At 63.5% G+C, this 18184-nt stretch carries 16 protein-coding genes and 1 tRNA gene; 7 read left to right on the top strand and 10 right to left on the bottom strand.

Features of this window, described 5'->3' with window-relative positions; genetic code table 11:
* Positions 1–46: 46 nt before the first annotated feature.
* From JV18_RS0107990 to JV18_RS0108000, 3 genes are all read right to left on the bottom strand, one after another.
* The gene (locus tag JV18_RS0107990) at positions 47–946 is read right to left on the bottom strand and encodes a hypothetical protein (protein WP_033074092.1); all 900 of its coding nucleotides are present in this window, start codon (positions 944–946) and stop codon (positions 47–49) included.
* Positions 943–2139: a tyrosine-type recombinase/integrase gene (locus JV18_RS0107995; protein WP_033074093.1), complete on the bottom strand. Its 1197-nt coding sequence runs from the start codon at positions 2137–2139 to the stop codon at positions 943–945. Before JV18_RS0107995 ends, JV18_RS0107990 begins: the two co-directional genes overlap by 4 nt.
* A 164-nt stretch (positions 2140–2303) precedes the next feature.
* Positions 2304–2377: transfer RNA gene (locus JV18_RS0108000), tRNA-Cys, on the bottom strand.
* A gap of 217 nt (positions 2378–2594) precedes the next feature.
* Here JV18_RS0108000 and JV18_RS0108005 point away from each other — a divergent pair.
* The 3 genes from JV18_RS0108005 (at position 2595) to JV18_RS0108015 (ending at position 5297) form a co-directional block, all read left to right on the top strand.
* The gene (locus tag JV18_RS0108005; RefSeq protein WP_033075116.1) at positions 2595–3257 is read left to right on the top strand and encodes a protein-L-isoaspartate O-methyltransferase family protein; all 663 of its coding nucleotides are present in this window, start codon (positions 2595–2597) and stop codon (positions 3255–3257) included.
* A gap of 29 nt (positions 3258–3286) precedes the next feature.
* Positions 3287–4777 (top strand): TolC family outer membrane protein, encoded by a 1491-nt coding sequence (locus JV18_RS0108010; RefSeq protein ID WP_033074094.1) that lies wholly within the window; start codon positions 3287–3289, stop codon positions 4775–4777.
* 91 nt (positions 4778–4868) lie between these two features.
* Positions 4869–5297, top strand: coding sequence for a DUF2497 domain-containing protein (locus JV18_RS0108015; protein ID WP_033074095.1), 429 nt, complete (start codon positions 4869–4871; stop codon positions 5295–5297).
* A 54-nt stretch (positions 5298–5351) separates the two neighbouring features.
* Here the strand turns inward: JV18_RS0108015 and nudC are convergent, their stop codons facing one another.
* From nudC to JV18_RS0108030, 3 genes are read right to left on the bottom strand one after another with little or no spacing between them, the layout of a single operon-like run.
* Entirely contained in the window at positions 5352–6233 is an 882-nt protein-coding gene (gene nudC, locus JV18_RS0108020; protein ID WP_033074096.1) for an NAD(+) diphosphatase, read from the bottom strand.
* Positions 6233–7519 carry a serine hydrolase domain-containing protein gene (locus JV18_RS0108025; RefSeq protein ID WP_033074097.1) on the bottom strand — a complete coding sequence of 429 codons (1287 nt, stop codon included), beginning with the start codon at positions 7517–7519 and terminating at the stop codon, positions 6233–6235. The genes nudC and JV18_RS0108025 overlap by 1 nt, the downstream gene beginning before the upstream one ends.
* A complete protein-coding gene (locus JV18_RS0108030) occupies positions 7516–8544 on the bottom strand; it encodes an A/G-specific adenine glycosylase (RefSeq protein ID WP_033074098.1) in 1029 nt (342 codons plus the stop codon). The genes JV18_RS0108025 and JV18_RS0108030 overlap by 4 nt, the downstream gene beginning before the upstream one ends.
* Positions 8545–8570: 26 nt before the next feature.
* On the opposite strand from JV18_RS0108030, the gene JV18_RS0108035 reads away from it, so the two are divergent.
* From JV18_RS0108035 to smc, 4 genes are all read left to right on the top strand, one after another.
* The gene (locus tag JV18_RS0108035) at positions 8571–9152 is read left to right on the top strand and encodes a DUF721 domain-containing protein (RefSeq protein WP_033075117.1); all 582 of its coding nucleotides are present in this window, start codon (positions 8571–8573) and stop codon (positions 9150–9152) included.
* Between the two features lie 11 nt (positions 9153–9163).
* On the top strand, positions 9164–9859 hold the full coding sequence (locus tag JV18_RS0108040) for a DsbA family protein (RefSeq protein WP_033074099.1): 696 nt from the start codon (positions 9164–9166) through the stop codon (positions 9857–9859).
* 43 nt (positions 9860–9902) lie between these two features.
* Positions 9903–10655, top strand: a complete 753-nt coding sequence (locus tag JV18_RS0108045) for a thioredoxin domain-containing protein (protein ID WP_235302971.1) — start codon at positions 9903–9905, stop codon at positions 10653–10655.
* A 265-nt stretch (positions 10656–10920) separates the two neighbouring features.
* Positions 10921–14364 (top strand): chromosome segregation protein SMC, encoded by a 3444-nt coding sequence (gene smc, locus JV18_RS0108050; RefSeq protein ID WP_033074100.1) that lies wholly within the window; start codon positions 10921–10923, stop codon positions 14362–14364.
* Here smc and ubiA read toward each other — a convergent pair whose 3' ends face one another.
* From ubiA to JV18_RS0108070, 4 genes are all read right to left on the bottom strand, one after another.
* Positions 14365–15288: a 4-hydroxybenzoate octaprenyltransferase gene (ubiA, locus tag JV18_RS0108055; RefSeq protein WP_033074101.1), complete on the bottom strand. Its 924-nt coding sequence runs from the start codon at positions 15286–15288 to the stop codon at positions 14365–14367.
* Positions 15289–15383: 95 nt separating this feature from the next.
* The gene (locus JV18_RS0108060) at positions 15384–16010 is read right to left on the bottom strand and encodes a TadE/TadG family type IV pilus assembly protein (protein WP_235302973.1); all 627 of its coding nucleotides are present in this window, start codon (positions 16008–16010) and stop codon (positions 15384–15386) included.
* A 35-nt stretch (positions 16011–16045) separates the two neighbouring features.
* Complete coding sequence (locus JV18_RS0108065; protein WP_033074103.1) at positions 16046–16645, bottom strand: TadE/TadG family type IV pilus assembly protein; 600 nt, start codon at positions 16643–16645, stop codon at positions 16046–16048.
* Positions 16642–18180 (bottom strand): TadE/TadG family type IV pilus assembly protein, encoded by a 1539-nt coding sequence (locus JV18_RS0108070; protein ID WP_235302981.1) that lies wholly within the window; start codon positions 18178–18180, stop codon positions 16642–16644. Before JV18_RS0108070 ends, JV18_RS0108065 begins: the two co-directional genes overlap by 4 nt.
* Positions 18181–18184: the final 4 nt, after the last annotated feature.

Here is an 18184-nt window from a genome sequence, read left to right on the forward strand (position 1 = left end):
CAGGTCCGAAAATCCGTTCGCGGCGATCGAAAAACGAAAACGCTGGTCAGCGGGCTTTGACGGACGCATTCACCTCCAAATGCGTGCAGATTTTTTCAGCATACCGCGTCAACTGATCGCGGCGCGGCACGTCCCCGGACTCATCGGCATTGTTTTCGAGCCATTTGTACAGCCAATCTTTGACGGTGCTGATGGCCGCCGTTCGATCGCTCATATCCAATGTTGCTAGCCGGGGATCGCCGATCAGGGCGATAATCGCATCGTCATACCGGTATTTTCTGTTTCGGCCGGGTCCGCCTCGGCGCTTCGGTCTGCTCGTCGCGAGCATCAACTCGACATCATCGCGATGAAGATAAAGGTCGGCGGGTAGCGCCATAGCGGTCGGGTAACGCATGACCATCCCCCGATCCTTGCTGTGTTCGGAGAACAGGAAATAGCGCAGCCTGCCGAAAAACTGCCTGCGCTTGAGAGGAACCCGCTGCTTGCGGAAGCGGGAAAGATAATAGGCTTTCGGGCCGTCCACCTTCTGCAAATAGCCCAGCACCTCATCAAAGAGCCTGTCCGGCGCGTGGGGTAGTTTCAACGGCGCGTCGGGAATTTTGAGGCCGTATTGATAAGCCTGCCGCCAAAGGTGCGGCGCTATCGTGGCGGCCAGCGTGCCCAATGCGAGGTAGAAGAAAAGGTCCGTCGCTGTCGAATGGCCTGAGACCAGGAGGCCGATCAAAAGGAGGACAGACAGGAATCCGAAGGCAAAGCTGATGACGAAGGCTAGGTTATAATATCGAACCGGCGACGGCTTGGCCTGATTGATGATCGCCGCGTTCAAGCTCAAGCCTTCGTCCAGATCGTCCGACCTGAATTGGGCCAACACTTTCCAGAGCGGCACGTCGTCGGCTTCATCCCCATCTGCAAAGATTTTCCAACCTTCTCCGGGGCGACCTGTCATCTGTTCCCTCCTTTGCGCAGTTCGTCCAGATAGTCGCTCCACCACTGCGCCATTTCAACACGCTCAGTCCAATAGGCAGACTGGTTGTATATGCGCCGGACGCTGCCCGCGACCATGTGCGCCAGCGCCCGCTCGATCGCGTCGGGGTTCCATTTACCGGATTCGTTCAAAAGCGATGATGCAGATGTGCGAAAGCCGTGGGCCGTCATCTGGTCCTTGGGATAACCCATCCGGCGGAGCGCCGCATTGATCGTATTCTCACTGATCGGCCGAGCCCGCGATCTGATCGACGGGAACACGTAGCGGCCAGAACCGGACAGGGATCGCATATTGGTAAGGATCGCGAGAGACTGCCGAGACAAGGGTACTGAATGAGGCTGGCGCATCTTCATCTTCCCTTCCGGAATGATCCAGACCGCCTTGCCAAAATCTACCTCCGTCCATTCCATATGACGGATTTCGCCGGGGCGCTGGAACACATGGGGCGTCAACTTCAGCGCGTGCATCACGGCTGGGTCGCCTTGATAATCTTCGATCGCGCGAAGCAACGCCCCGAATGTGACTGCATCGGTGATTGCCGGGAAATGCTTGACCCTCGGGGTTGTCAGCGCGCCGATCAGCAACTGAGCCGGATCGCGTTCCGCGCGCGCCGTCGCAACTGCATAGCGAAACACTCGACTGGCGAAGGCACGCAAAAGATTTGCCGTCTCCAGTCGGCCCCGGCGCTCGTGCTTTCGCAATTCGTGCAACAATTCCTGCGGTGTGATCTCGGCCACCGGGCGTTTGCCGTAATCGTTCCCGAGCAGTTTCACGAACCAGCGCATCTTTGCCAGCGTGGGCTCCGCCATCCCCTCCCGCGCCTTCTTCTCGATCAGCTCCTGCGCTACACTGGAAAAGCTGTTGCTGGCGCGAATGCCCGCCTCGATGCGCTCTTGACGCTTAACAAAATTGGGATCGATCGAATGAGCCAGTTGCCTTCGTGCTGCATCGCGGGCGCTACGCGCTTCGGCCAAGGTTATTTCAGGGTAGGAGCCTAACGCCAATTTCCGCTCCACGCCGTTCATCCGATATTTGACGCGCCACAGCTTGCTACCCCTTGGATTGATCAGCAGGTATAAGCCCTGCGAATCCGAGACCTTGTAAGGCTTTTCCTTGGGCTTCGCCTTTCGAATTGCGGTGTCGGTTAGCACGATGGGGGCCTCGCTTTCATGGAGGCTCAGCGAAGCCCCCTGATTAGGCCCCCAACGTCTGCAACTACAGGCAAACAGAGGCCATCACTGGCAATCAGCGAATGGCCCTAAACTATCGGAAATCAGGGTTTTTTTCAACCATCAGCACACCTCGGCTGACAGGATTATGGAGGCCCGAGCCGGAATCGAACCGGCGTATACGGATTTGCAGTCCGCTGCGTCACCACTCCGCCATCGGGCCTCATGCGGTGGGTTCCGCCCACTAGCCGCCTGTGTTTCGCATTGCAATCGGCTTATTGCTTCCGCCTCCGTCCCATATGCGGGGTTGGCGCATTCCTGCCGGGCGGCTATGCGCGACAGGACGCGGCCCGAGACTGTATTATTATTGCAATACAGCACAACCTGGGCTAAGGCCGCGTTGAAACAGGATGATGCCCGAGGGAATCGGAACAAGGCTGATGGCAACGAAATATAGCGAAATCACTGGAGCGGAGATGCGGGCTGCGATGATCGACAGCCAGCTGCGGCCCAATGATGTGATCGATCCCACCGTTCTGGCCGCGATGGCGAGCGTTGCGCGCGAAAAACATGTGCCGGAGGCGCTGGCGAGCGTCGCTTATATGGATCGCCCCCTTTCGCTGGGCGCGGGCCGCGCGCTCAATCCGCCGCTGGTGACGGGGCGTATGCTGGTTGCGGCCGAAATCCGCCCCGGGCTGCGTGTACTGCTGATCGGCGGCGCCAGCGGCTATATGGCCGCGCTGCTCGCCCATATGGGAGCAGAGGTGCATGCGGTGGAAGAGGAAGAGGCGCTTACGACCCTCGCGCACGGTGCGCTTGCGGATTCGCGCATTCAGTGGGTGAAAGGCCCCCTGGCGGCTGGCGCCCCCGACGCAGCGCCCTTTGACCGGATCATCATTGATGGTGCGGTCGAAGTGGTTCCCGATGCGCTTGTGGCCCAGCTTGCGGACGGTGGCCGTCTCGTCGCCGCGCGCCGTGAATCCAGCGTGACCCGCCTCGTATTCGGCGTGAAGGCTGGCGGCACAATATCGCTGCGCAGCTTTGCCGACATGGGCGCGAGCCCGCTTCCCGGCTTTGCCGCACCGGCGGGCTTTCGTTTCTGACCCCTCCCTTTCTTTCCAGGCTGACAGCGATGACCCACAGACAGAAGAGCAAGACGACCCTCCGCAGCCGCTGGCTGGGCGGGCTGGCGCTTGGCGCCCTCTTGCTGCCGGGAATCGCACAGGCGGAAACATTGCGGGGCGCACTGGCCAAAGCGTACGAAAATAACCCGACCCTGACAGCAGCACGCGCTGGCCAGCGCGCCAATGACGAAAATGTCCCCATTCAGAAGAGCTATGGATTGCCCGATGTCGGCGCGCGCGCCAATTATGAGGAAAATCTGATCATCCCGGGCAATGCCTTTAACTCGCCCGTCCGGTCTTTCAGCAGCAACGCGCAATTGTCGGTGCCCATTTATCAGGGCGGGGCGGTACGCAATGCCGTGCGCGCCGCCAAATATCGCGTCGAAGCGGGGCAAGCCGATCTGCGCGCGACCGAGGCGAGCATCTTTTCGCAAGTGGTCGCCGCCTATATGGACGTCATCCGCGATCAGGCCATTGTCCGCCTCAACCGGAACAATGTGTCGGTTCTGCGCACCAATTTGCAGGCGACAAGCGATCGATTTGAAATCGGCGACTTGACCCGCACCGACGTTGCCCAGTCAGAGGCGCGCCTCGCGCTGGCCGAAAGCGAATTGCGCCGCGCCGAAGCCAATCTGATTGCCAGCCGGGAGGCTTATATTCAGCTCGTCGGCGAAGCGCCCGTCGATCTGGAGCCGCCGCCGGCACTCCCCAATCTGCCCGCCACCGCCGATCAAGCCGTGGCCGTGGCGCTGGAAAACAACCCCGATATCGAGGCCGCCAATCTTGCGGTCGAAGCCTCGCGCTCTGATATCGGCGTCGCCAAATCGGCACGCTCGCCCAAGGTTTCAGCGACATTGGGCGGCGGCTATAATAATTTCCTCGGCTCGCTCGACAGCGGCGTTCCGGGGGTCGACGTCCGGCAGGAAACCTCAAGTGCCGCCGCCGGGATCAGCGTCACCCTGCCCATTTTCAGCGGCGGGCGCAGTTCGGCCCAGGTGCGGCAAGCCCAATCGCGCAGCAGCCAGGCGATCGAAAATTATGTCGCGACCGAACGCAATGTCATCGCGCAGACGCGCGGCGCCTATGCCGCGTGGCGCGCCAATGAGCAGGTGATTTCGGCAACCCAGCAGGCGGTCGGCGCCAACGCTCTCTCGCTTGAAGGGGTGCGCGCCGAAAACAGCGTCGGCACGCGCACCATCCTCGACATTCTGAATGCCGAGCAGGAATATCTGAACACGCAAGTCCAGCTGGTTTCGGCGCAGCGCAATTCCTATGTCGCCGCCTTTTCGGTACTCGCCGCCATGGGCCGGGCCGAGGCGCGCGATCTCGGCATAGAGGGCGGCCCGCTTTACGATCCCGCCGTCAATTATGAGCGCGTGAAAAATGAAATCTGGGATTGGGCCGACGATCCGACCCCGCGCCAGCAGGCCACCGACACGCGCGACATTCCCGCGGCCGATGCCAGCCTGCCTGCCGACACGCCCTCGGCCCGCCGATAAGGGGCCCTGCGAATAGGGCTTGGCAAATCCGCCCCCCAGCCGGTAAGAGATGGTTAACCGTCCTTCGCGGGCGCAATTCAGGGGGCCTTTAATGGGCGATATGTCGCGGGAACCGTCGATGGAAGATATTTTGTCGTCGATTCGGCGCGTCATTGCCCGCGACGAAGCCCCCGGCACCGTCAAGGCGCCCCGACCCGACCCTGCGGTCGGCGCGAACCCCGGCGATATACTCGATCTTCGCAAGGAAGCCTTGGCGCCAGAGGCGGAGACCGAGGGCGAGGAAGAGCTGATCTCGAACGAAAGCGCCGCCGCAACGCGCCAGTCGCTCGAAGCGTTGAGCGCCGCTATGGCGGCCCCCGCGCCCGCGGGCGGCAATAGCAGCGGCGCCCGCTCCATCGAAGACGTCGTGGTCGATGCGCTGCGTCCCATGCTCAAGGAATGGCTCGACGCCAATCTGCCGCAGATGGTCGAAACGATGGTGGCCAGGGAAATCGCCCGCATCACGGGTCGGCAGGATTAGCCAGCGGCGGCTCTGGTGCCGCTCTCCCATGATGTAATCGCCAACGCGCGGGGATCAGCCCCCGCTTTCACCTGCCCATATTTCCAGCAAATGCCGCGCGATCGCCAGCGGCGGCGGCACGACAAAGGGGGCGTTCATATCGCCCGCAAGCGCAGCACGCACCTCGGCGCGGTCGACCCAGATTGCCGCCTCAATCTCCGTTTCGTCGAGCGTCAGCGCGGGGTCGAGCGCGCGCGCACGGCACCCGATCATCAGCGACGATGGGAAAGGCCAAGGCTGGCTCGCAACATAGCGGACATCCTCGACACGAATCCCCGCTTCCTCGAACAACTCCCGCGCCACCGCTTCTTCGAGTGATTCGCCGGGCTCGACAAATCCGGCAAGTGCGGAAAAGACTGCGGGGGGAAAAGCCGCTTGGCGGCCGACAAGGACCCGGCCTCCATATTCAGCGAGCATGATCACCACCGGATCGACCCGCGGGAAATGTTCGGCCCGGCACGCGTCGCAGCGGCGACCCCAACCAGCGCGAAACAAGGCGGTCGGTGCGCCGCAGGCCGCGCAGAAACGGTGGCGCGCATGCCAATCGACCAGGCTGCGCGCCCCGCCATAAAGCGCGAGACCCTGCCCGCTCAGCAGCGACAGCCGCCGCATCACCGTCCGCGAACGCCCATCGATCCGTTCGGCGGGATGCGGTTCGCGCACGAAATAGGCGGCGCCCTGCGCATCGCGGCCCAGTAGCATAGGGCTGCGCTGGTCGGCGGGGTCCAGCGGCTCCCAACACAGGCCCCCGCCCTCCCCCGGCACGAAATCAATGCCGTCGAGCACCAGACAGCGCGACCGGGGATCGGCCACCGCTTCGGCAAAAGCCGCCGCATCGCTTCGCAAGGGATCGGCGCGGTCTAGCCACGCCCCGGTAAAGCCAAGCGGTCCCGGCATCAGCGCAGCACATCCTTGTAAAAGGCCTTGGGGAAATCGCGCTGAAAGGGCAGCGCTTCGGCTGGCATATATTGGGTATAGCCGCCCACGCGATAACCGCGTGTGCGATCGACGAAACCGATGGTTCCCGCCGCGCCGCCCCAGCCGAACACGCCTTCGCCAGTCGGCGATCCGGGCAGCGACACGCGCCCGCCCGCGCCAAAGCCTTCGCCCTCGACAAAGGTACCGCGCCGGTCAATCTTGTCGTCGAGCAGGTTCGACATGGCGAGCCGCGCGGTCTCCCGCTTCATGATCCTTACCCGGCCGGTTTCGCCTTCGCCCAGCAGCATGGCGAGGAAGCGATCATAATCGCGCGCGCTCGACACCAGCCCGCCGCCGCCATAGGGCATGGGCGGCGGGTCGAGATAGATGGAGGCCGCAGCCGGATCGATCGGCACGAGCGCGGGGCCAAGCGGGAAATAGTTGGTCGAAAGCCGCCCCACATCCTTTTGCGCCACTTGAAAACCGGTGCTCTTCATACCCAGCGGATCAAAAATGCGCGTTTTCAAAAAGGCATCGAAAGCCTGCCCCGATGCGACCTCGATCACCCGGCCGAGCAGATCAAGGCTCAGCGAATAGCTCCAGCGGGAGCCGGGTTCATAAACCAGCGGCAACGTTGCGAGTCGGTCGGCAAAGACTTTGAGGCTGGGCGCCGGGGTGATCGGCGGCATCCCCGGCACGGGCAGGCGGCTGACCTGTCCGCCCACCAGCCCATTACGATTATAGGCCTCGCGGATCGGCCCTTTCTGGATGATATTATAGCCAAAGCCCGCCGTATGCGTAAGCAACTGCCGCACCGTAATCTGCGTTTGCGCGGGCCGCACGTCGGTCAGCGAGCCATCGGGCGTCACCTGCACCTTCATCTTCGCAAAGTCAGGCAGGAAATCGGCAATCGGCTGATCGAGCCGCATCTTGCCCTCTTCGATCAGCAGCATGGCGGCAATGCCTGTCACTGGCTTGGTCATCGAATATAAGCGCCACAACGTATCGGGGCCGACCGGCGTGGAAGAATTCATCGCCAGCGTTCCGGCGCCGAAAAAATTGGCCGCCGCCTGCCCTTTGCCGATGGCGGCGAGCGTCCCGGCAAGCTGGCGCTTGTCGACAAAGGCTTTGATGAACGCATGGGTCGCGGGGTAAAGCACCGCGCCATCGGCTTTCCACGCCAGCGCCGCGCGCGGCATCAAGCCCGCTGCGCCTCCCATGGCAAGGCCGCCCAGCAAGGCCCGGCGCGAGATCATCTGGTTCATGCCTTTTCCTTCCGCATCCTGTCGGTCAGCTTGCGATAGAGCGTCGGCAGACCCGCATCGTCAAGCGCCGAAAGCGGCCACCATTCGCCTTCCGCTGCGGAATGCTGGGGCTCGCGCCGCACCAGTGTCAGCGTCAGGTCAAAATGGGTAAAGCTGTGATCAACAACGGCTACCCCCGATTCGCCCGGCGGCGCATCGTCCCACGGACCGCCGGGAAGCGCGCGCATCCCGCCCAGCATTCCCCGCTCGGGCCGCCGCACCAGCCAAAGCTGCCCATCCTTCTCGATCCAATGAGCAAGGCCATAACGGCGCGGCTTCGCCTTTTTGGGCGGCTTGACCGGCAAGGCTTCAACATCCGCCCGCCCCTTGGCGCGGCAGTCGGCGGACAGCGGACAGCGCGCACAGGCTGGCGCGCGCGGGGAGCAAATGGTCGCGCCCAGATCCATCATCGCCTGCGCGAAATCGCCCGGCCTCTCCTGCGGCACCAGCGGCGCCAGCGCGCGGCGAATCTCCTTCTTGGCGGCGGGAAGCGGGGTTGCAATCAGCCGGTGGCGCGCCATCACCCGCTCGATATTGGCATCGACGACCACCGCGGGCCGTCCAAAGGCAATCGCCGCGACCGCCGCCGCGGTATAATCGCCAATGCCGGGAAGCGCGCGCAGGGCCGCCTCGCTATCCGGGAAGCGCCCGCCATGATCCGCCGTCACAACCCGCGCACAGGCCAGCAGATTGCGCGCCCGCGCATAGTAGCCCAGCCCCGCCCAAGCGGCCATGACATCGGCATCCTCTGCCCCGGCCAACGCCTCGACCGTCGGCCAGCGCCCGACAAAACGGCTGAAATAGCCCGCCACCGCCGCCACTGTCGTTTGCTGCAACATGATCTCGGCGAGCCAGACGCGATAGGGGTCGGGAACCGCGCCACTGCCCGGCGGAACGCGCCATGGCAGGACGCGCGCGGCCCGGTCATACCAGCCAAGCAGACGCGGCGCGAAATCGGAAAGGCATTCGGATGGCTGGACGCTCACCCCCCGCCTATGGCATGAGCAGCGCCATGACGAAAGCAGCGAGCGGCAAAGGTGCACCGTCAAAAGGCGGAGCAAAGCCCGGCGCCAAAAAGGGCGCAAAGGGAAAGGCGGCTGCGCGCCCCTATGAACGGCCGCGCGGCGGCGAGGCGCGCGCCATCGCCGATCTGGTCCCCGGAATCGGGCGCACCGCCTTTCGCAAATTCGGCTTTATCCAAAGCTCGGTCGTCAGTCGCTGGCGCGAAATCGTGGGGCCAAAGCTCGCCGATGTGACCCAGCCCGCAATGATTCGCTTTCCTGCCGGGGAGAAGGCAGGCGGCACGCTCCACCTGACGATCAGCGGCGCGCATGCCCCGATGCTCCAGCATATCGCCCCCGACATCATCGCGGCGGTCAACCGCTTCTTTGGCTATGCCGCGATCAAGGCGGTGCGGATGACCCATGGCCAGGTCACGCCCAGTGCGCCCCCGGCCCCGCCGCCAATGCTCAAGCCCGTGCCAGCCGAACTTGGCGACAGCCTGCGCGATATTGGCGATCCCGAACTTCGCACCGTGCTCGAACGCATGGCGGCCGGGCTCGCCGCCCCGTCCAAATTGCCCCGCATCAGCTAGGAAATTTTCCGATGAACCCTTTCCCCGCTCTTCCGCGCCGCGCCGCCATCATGGCCTTTTCGGGCGGCGCGTTGGCGCTGCTGGTCGCCGCCGCACCCTGGTCGGCCTCCACCCAGACCAATGACCTTGGCGCCCATGTCGTCGGCAATCCCGCCGCCAAGATAAAGCTGGTCGAATATTTCAGCTATACCTGCGGCGCCTGCGGCCATTTCGCCCAGGAATCGGCTGCCCCGCTCAAAAGCCAATATGTGGACAAGGGGTTGGTCCAGGTCGAATATCGCAACCTCGTCCGCGACCCCGTCGATGCGACCGCCGCCCTCCTTGCGCGCTGCGGCGGCAAGGCCAAATTCGTTGGCAATCACAACGCCATTTTCGCCAAGCAGGCTGATTGGCTGGGCCGGGTGCAGGGGGCGAGCGAGGCGCAGATGAAAAGCTGGAACGAAGGGCGGATTGAGGAACGCACACGCAAGATCGCCAAAGATGTCGGCTTGATCACGCTGATGCAGGCGCGGGGATATACGCCCGCGCAGTTGAACGTCTGCCTTGGCGACGCTGCCGCCTTGAGCAGCCTGGTGGAAATGACAAAAGCGGGCCAGAAGCAGGGAGTACGCGGCACCCCCAGCTTCTTCATCAACGGTAAACAGGCCGAAGGGCATCAGTGGCCCGCGATCAAAACCTCGCTCGACCTCGCGCTCAAGGGCGCCTAGAAACGCGCGCAACAGGAAACCTGCACGACTTTTATCTGGAGAGATGCCGACCATGAATGGAAAATTGCCCCTCATCATCCTGTCCTCGCTCAGCGCGCTGGCGCTCGCAAGCTGTGGCGGCGCGGGCGACGACGCCAAGGAACAGGCGGCGATTGAGAATATCGCTGCACCCGACGGGAAAAGCTGGTCACAAGTGGTCAGTTTCGACGCGGATGGCGGTGCGGTGATGGGCAATCCCGAAGCGCCGATCCAGCTTCACGAATTTGGCGCCTTCACCTGCGGACATTGCGCGCAGTTCACCAAGGATTCGCACGAAGAGCTGAAGCGCGATTTCGTCGATACGGGCCGCGTCTCCTATAAATTCACCACATTCATGCTTCACCCGCTCGATGCCGTGGCGGGCGCGATTGCGAAATGCGCAGGGCCCGACCGCTTCTTCCCTCTCGCCGACGCGACTTTCCTCGAACATGACGCCTTTCTGAAGGGCGCGCAGGAGGCCGATCAGGCGAGTATCGAACAGGCGATGAAACTGCCCCCCGCGCAGCGGTTCAACGCGCTGGCCAAGGGCTGGGGTCTCGATCAATTCTATCAACAGCGCGGGGTGCCCGCTGCGACCATTCAGCAGTGCCTGGCCGATGTCGACAATCTGACCGCGGTTGAAAAAGGCACCAACAAGGGCGTCGAGGACTATAATATCACCGGAACCCCCGCTTTTGTGATCAATGGCCAGGTCGCCGACGGCATTGCGAGCTGGGGCCCGCTGCGCGACCGCCTCCGCACGATGGGCGCCCGCTAGGGCCGGATTTGTCAGGGCCGTCTATCCCGGCCCGCCCCGGGATCCGCCTTCCTGCAGAGGGCGCAGGCCAAGGCGGCCCTCCTTCTTCGTCATTGCGAGGAACCCGGACTTGTCCGGGTGACGAAGCAATCTCCAGCCATCATCGGCCCACACAGGGCGCCGCTCCCCCTTGCGACTCCTCCCGCCGCGCGGCATGAATGGCCGATGGGGGAAATGTGACGTCCGCATGGCAGCCTTTGACTGATTCGCCTCCGGGAGCGCATCCGTGCAGATAAAGCGGCTGCGCCTCACCGGTTTTAAAAGTTTCGTTGAGCCGACTGAGCTGCGGATCGAGCCGGGGCTGACCGGCGTCGTCGGCCCCAACGGCTGCGGCAAATCCAATCTTCTCGAAGCCATTCGCTGGGTGATGGGCGAATCGAGTCCCAAGTCGATGCGCGGCGGCGGCATGGAGGATGTGATTTTCGCTGGCACCAGTTCGCGCCCCGCGCGCGACTTTGCCGAAGTCGCGATCCATTGCGACACCAAAGGCGCTCTCGTCGCCGGCCTTTCCGACGCAGCGGACGGCGATGAACTGGAAATCATCCGCCGGATCGAACGCGGCGCAGGCAGCGCCTATCGGGCCAATGGCCGCGACGTGCGCGCCAAGGATGTCGCGCTGATCTTCGCCGACGCCGCCACCGGCGCGCACAGCCCCGCGCTGGTCAGCCAGGGCAAGATCGCCAACATCATATCGGCCAAGCCGACCGAACGCCGCGCCATGCTGGAGGAAGCCGCCGGAATCGCTGGGCTGCACGTGCGCCGCAAGGATGCCGAACAGAAATTGCGCGCGACTGAGAATAATCTGACGCGCCTCTCCGAAATTGTGAACGACATGGAAGTGCGCGCCAATGCGCTCCGTCGCCAAGCCCGCGCCGCCGAAAAATATAAAAGCCTCAGTGAAAATATCCGCATCGCCGAAGCCCGCCTCATCTATGCGCGCTGGCGCGCCGCCGCCGCCGCCGCCGATGAAGCGAAACGCGAAGCTCAGGAGGCGGAGGCCGCGGTCAGAAACGCGCAGGCGGAACTGGAGGCGCTGTCGAACAATCAGGCAGAGGCGGCGAAGCAGTTAGCGACCGCGCGGGCAGAGGCACAGCTTCGCCGCGATGCGCTCGCCGACATCACCGCTACCCAAGCGCGGCTGCAAGGCGAAGAACGCGCGGCGCGTCAGCGGCTCGACGATGTGACAATCCAGCAGCAGCGGCTGGCGGACGACCGTGCCCGCGAAAGCGAACTGGCGCGCGACGCGCACAGCGCCCTCACCGCGCTCAAGGAAGAAGCAGAAGAATTGACGCGCAGCCTGTCGGCCCAGGCCGAGGGCCGGGGCGCGCTCGTGGAGGCCAGCCAGGCCGCCCAGGCCCGGCTACGCGATGCCGAAATCGCCTTGGCGCAAACCCATGCAAGGGTCGCGAGCGAAGCCGCCGATCGGCGTATCGCCCTGTCCGAACGCGACACAGCCGCCGCCGCGGTTGAGCGCGTCGCGCAAGAAAGCCGCAAGTTGGAAGCAGAGCTCGCCGCCCTTGGCAATGAAGCGGATCTGGCCGCAAAACAGGAAGAAGCCGCCCGCCTGGCTTCCGGCATCGAAGCCGACATCGCCGCGGCCGAAAAGGCGCTTGCCCTCGCCGAAGCCGAACGCACAGCCGCCGCCGGCGCGCTTTCCGCGATCGACGCGCGCCTTGCTGATGCCCGCGCGGCGCTGATCGCCGCCGACAGCGAAGCCGCCGCGCTGGAGCGCGATTTTACGGCAGCCCAAAGCGATGCTGCCCCGATCCTCGACGCACTGCGCGTCGAGCCGGGCTATGAGGCCGCGCTCGCCGCCGCGCTCGGCGACGATCTCAACGCGGGCAGCGATGCATCCGCCCCACGCAGCTGGACGAATGCGGACCCCCAGCCCGACGACCCACCCCTGCCCGATGGCATACGCGCGCTCGCCGATCTCGTGCAGGCGCCGGCAGCGCTCATGCGGCGGTTGCAGCAGATTGGCGTGGTTGAAGAGGACCGGGGCCAGCCCCTCACCGTGGGGCAAAGGCTTGTCACCCGGGACGGCAGGATGCGGCGCTGGGACGGCTTTGTCTCGCATGGCGACGGCGCGACGGCGAGCGAAAGACTAGTTCGCAAGAACCGGCTTGACGCGCTTACCGCAGAGCGCCCGCGCAAACAAAGCGTCGTCGATGCCCTCGCGGCCGATCATGCAGGGTTGAAGGACAGGATTGCCGAGCGCACCGACGCGGCAGCGCAAGCACGCAAGGCTCTCGCCGATGCCGATGAGGCACGCCGCGCCGCTTTGCGCGCGGCCGATCAGGCGCAGGCAGCGCTGGATCGGCATCGCGATGCCGTTGCGCTCTTTGCCCGGCGCCGCGAGGAAATAAGCAGCGCCGCTGCCGAAGCGCAGGAAATATTGAAACGCCAGGAGGCTGCGCTAGCCACCCTGCCCGATGAAAGCCTCGCGCGTCAGGCCCTCCAGCGCGAGGAGGCGGCAGCCAGCAGCGCGCGCGGTGAGGCGCAAAGCGCACGCGAAGCCTTGGCGGGCCATGATCGCGCGTTGGCATCGCTGAAGGAACGTCAGGCCGTCATCCAGGCTGAGACCAAAAGCTGGAAAGCGCGCGCTGGCGAAGCCGTGCGCCGCGTCTCCGATATGGATAAGCGCGCCGAGGCGCTTGGCGAAGAAGCGAAGAAACTGGCAGACCTTCCCGGCGCGTTGGCGAGGGAAAGAGAAGCCGCCGAAGCAAAGCAGGCCGAGCTGCGCGATGCGGTCGCCGCCGCTGAAACCGACGAAAGAGAAGCCGAAACCGCCGTTCGCGAGGTGGAAACCGCGCTTTCTGCCGTTCGGGAACGCGTGGCGACGGCGCGCGAGGGGCGGGCGGGTGCCGTCGCTCGGTCCGAAAATGCCGAACTGCGCCGCATCGAAATGGGGCGGCTGTCCGGCGAGCGCTTTGAATGTCCACCCCCGCTCCTCCCGCAAAAAGCGGGCTTTGAAAGCGACAGCATAGAGGATTCGGGAACCGAATCGGCGCAGCATGACCGGCTGCTTGGCGAGCGCGATCGTCTGGGGCCTGTCAATCTGGTCGCGGCCGATGAGCTTGCCGAACTGGAAGAAGAGCGAACCCGCAGCGCCAATGAAATTGAGGAATTGCAACAGGCGGTCAACCGGCTGCGCGGGTCCATCGGCAATTTGAACCGCGAAGGCCGCGTGCGCCTGCTCGCCGCTTTTGAAACAGTGAATGACAATTTTCAGCGCCTCTTCACCACCTTGTTCAACGGCGGGCAGGCGCATCTCGAACTGGTCGATTCCGACGACCCGCTCGAAGCGGGGCTGGAAATCATGGCCCAGCCCCCCGGAAAACGCCTCGGCTCGCTGACCCTCTTGTCGGGCGGGGAGCAGGCGCTGACGGCTGTGGCGCTGATATTCGCGCTCTTTCTAACCAATCCGGCGCCGATTTGCGTGCTCGACGAGGTCGATGCGCCGCTGGATGATGCCAATATCGAGCGGTTTTGCGACCTTTTGGACCGGATGACGCGGGAGACCGATACGCGCTATCTGATCGTCACCCATAATGCGGTGACGATGGCGCGGATGCACCGTTTGTTCGGTGTGACGATGATTGAACGCGGAATCAGCCGTCTTGTATCGGTCGATCTGGGCGGCGCGGAGGAGTTGCTCGCCGCCGAATGATCAGCCCGCGCTGCCCACCACGAGCATCGCAGCAAAGACGAGCAGCCCCGCGAAACGGTTGCTGCGAAATTTGGCAAGCGCATCACCGCCATTGCCGGGATCGAGCGTGACAATCTGCCCGGTCAGTTGCAGCGCCGCCGGAAGCAGCGCGAGCAGCACCAGCGGATCGGGCCGCACCGCCCACAAGGCCCCCGCCCACAACAGCAGCGCAAAGCCATAGCAGAGCGCGACCCCGGCGCGGACATGCGCCCCCATCGCCCGCGCCGCCGACTTCACGCCGACCAGCGCGTCATCCTCAATATCCTGCAGCGCATAGATGGTGTCATAGCCGATCACCCAGGCGATGCAGCCCGAATAGAGGAGCGGCAACGCCAGCCCCGGCGGCCCGCCCACCGCGGTCCAGGCGACGAGCGCGCCCCAGCTGAAGACAATGCCCAGCCACGCCTGCGGCCACCAGGTAATGCGCTTCATGAAAGGATAGGCGGCAACCGGAAGCAGGCTGGCGAGCGCGACAATCTGCGCGCGCCAGGGAAGCTGCACAAGGACGAACAGGCCGACGAGCGACAGCGCGACCATCCAGACCAGTGCCGCGCGCACCGACACCGCCCCGCTCGCCACCGGCCGCGACGCGGTGCGCGCGACACGCACGTCCAGATCGCGGTCGACAATGTCATTATAGACGCAGCCCGCGCTGCGCATCGCAATCACCCCCAGCATCAGCCACAGGAACAAGGGCCAGTGGCTGACCGCCCCGCCCGCCAGCGCCACGCCAAAGGCACAGGGCCAATATTGCAGCCAGATGCCAATGGGCCGGTCAAAACGGGCGAGCAGCGCATAGGGCCGCGCGGCACGCGGCAACAGCGCGACAAGGCCGCTATGCTGGCTGTCGGGCGGATGGGTTGCAGGCGGGTGCGTCGCAGTCATCGCCTGCGCGATAGCAGCAGTCGCCCCCGCGATAAATGGCGAATGGGAAACCCGGTGGCAGGAAAGGGGCAGGCAAAACGCCCCCGCCCCTTTGCCTATTTACATTCGGCGACCGGTGCCTTGGGCGCATCATTATAGATTTCGCGAAGGTCGCGGCCCTCGCGAATGTTGAAAGCGGCACTCGACCGGATGGTTTTCGGCCCCAGCCAGCTGCCATAGGCAATGGGCTGATATTGATAGACGACCTCGACGAACATCACCGCGCTGTCGGCGGGGGCCTTCAGTTCGCTTCCCGCCGGGCCCATGCCGGGGAAGGATTTGCCCTTTTTACCGTCGCCCTCTTTGCCGAAGGAGGATTGGACCTTCAGGTCGCCGAAGCAGCGTTGCCAGTGAATCCATTGCCCGCCATCGGAATTGGTTTCGAGGCTGGACAATATCAGTCGCCCATTCTTCTTGAAATCGAGACCCCCCGCCTGCTTGTCGATGCCAGCGAAAATCTCGTTGATATCAAGCTCGCGGATGCGCGGCAGCGTCATATTGCTGCCCACCGCAACGCGCGCAGCATTATCGGCCACGGTCAGCCCCATCTGGCTGATCCGCGTATTGGCGAGCGTCAGATTGGCGATTTCCAGCCCGCCGAACCCCAGCAGGATCAGGAAGGGAATGGCAAAGGCCATTTCGACCATCAAGGCGCCGCGCACGTCGCGGACAAGCGCGCGCACGGAAAAGCTGCGAGCACGCCGCGATAAGGGAGATATCAGCTTCCGCATATGATCTTGCTCGGTGAGCCCTGCGTTGCAAAGGGCTGGTTTCGCAAAACGGTGGAGGATTGCAGCACGGCTTCCTGCGACTGGCCCAGCATTTTCCAGACCGGCAGGACGCGGTTGAACCGCATCGTCACTTCATAAAGGACGACGTCATCGGCCCCGCCATTGCCCGCACGCCCGCGATCAGTATCCCATGACCCATTGCCGTTGACATCCTCGAAACATTCGCCGCTGTCATAGCGGCTGTTGCTATTGGCGTCGGTGAAGTTTTCGGGCTTTCCGACCTTGTCATAGCCTTCATAGGCCTTGCGGGAAAAAGTCAGATTGGCGCTCGCCATCACATCCTTGACCCGCTTTGCGACTTCGGCATCGAGCCCTTTCTGGTCGAGCGCATTGCGTTCCAGCGTCGAGGCGCGCGCCGCATCGGCAACCGCGCCCTGCAGCACCTGCTTGGCATACATTTGCCAGCTATAATCCATGATGCCGAGCAGCAGCAGCAGGAAGATCGGACCGGTCAGCGCAAATTCGACCGCCGACACCCCGTCCTGTGCGCGGCGAAAGCGCTGTAGCAGGATCCAAAAGTGCCTCATTTCGACAACCTCAGCTTGGAAATCTGATTGGCGATCTGCTGAAAGACTTTCTCCAGCTGTTCATTGGTACCCGCCTGATAGGCCCGCCCTTGCGACGCGCAATTGTTGAGCGGTTCGTCATCGCCGACATCGTCGCCAAAGCCGATCACCCAAACCACAATGCCCTTCGCCTTCGCGCTCTGGCAAAGCTGGACAAAGCGATTGGTGTGGCGCTTATTGGCTTCGCTGTTGCTCCACGCGCCGATGCGCTCGATCACCCGTTCCATCCCCTGATGCGAATAGTTGGCGATCGGCGTGTTCATCTCGCCGTCGGTCATGAAGATGATATGGCGACCGATGGGGCGGCCATTTTCAGCCGTCGCATTTTCGTTCGCGAACAGGCCATCGGGCGAAATCAACCGCGCGCCCCACACCATGCCCGCGTCATGATAAGTATATCCCTGCGCTTGCAGATCCTTGATCTTGTTCTTGAAAGCCGTTTGCCCGGACGAATCCATGACAGTCAGTTTCATCACCTCCGCCGTGGGACAGGCGCCATAGGAACTGCCGCTATCATTCTGTTCGCCGATACTGTTATTGTCGCTGCTGGTGCGCGTATCCCAGCTGCTGGTCCGCGAATAGACGAGGTGCGGCAGAAAGCGCTTCCACTTGGTGGCGTCGTCGCTCGTCGGCACCATGTCGATATTCATGTCATAGGCGGCGGACGGGGCTTGGCTGGTGGAGCCGAAAGCCGTCGTCTGGCGCTCGGTCACACAGCCGCGCCAATAGACACGGTCATTGCCACCCTTGCGCCCCGTATCGAACGTCTTCGAGCCGCCAACATCCATGGAACTGACGTCGAAGGTGCGATTGGTGTGCACATAATCCTTGTTGCTGCTGTCCCAATAACGCGACGGCAGCGTGACCTGGTCCGACAGCCACTTGCTATTCGCGCTGTAAAGAACCCGCCCGACATTGACCGCACCGCTATAGGGCACCACGCCGACGCGCAGTCGGCCATCACCCATTTCCGCCGAGGTCAGCGTCGACAGAAAGACGTTGGAAGCATTCTGCAACCCTTTGAGGGGCGAACCCGCCATCGAACCGGTGACGTCGAGCACCAGCATCACATCGGTATTGGAAATTTCGAGCTTGGCCGTGCAATCGACCTCCAGATCGAACCCCGAAAAGCCAAAAGGGAAAATATGCATGATCGCGGTGGGCAGACTGGCCTTTGCCTTACCGGTCACATCGGTTGTCGAGGGCGAGGTTGGAGTGAAGGAAACGCTGTGGCTTCCATAAAGATTGGCAGGGTAGTTGAAAGCGAACATCTTGTTCGCTTCCGCCTTGGCCGCGTCGGTCCATTGTCCGGCCGCCATCGCGCGGCGCCCGGCCAGCACGCCGGCGTCGCACGCCTGCTGCAAGCGCAGTTTCGCCATATAGCCGCGACCGATATCGACGCTGGAGCCGACAAAGCCGATAATCGGAATCAGCGCCGCAGCCGTCAGAATGAAGGCGTTGCCGCCCTGATCGCGGAGAAATTTTCGCGCAGCCAATCGA

Source organism: Sphingopyxis sp. MWB1, from assembly GCF_000763945.1.
Taxonomy (GTDB): Bacteria; Pseudomonadota; Alphaproteobacteria; order Sphingomonadales; family Sphingomonadaceae; genus Sphingopyxis.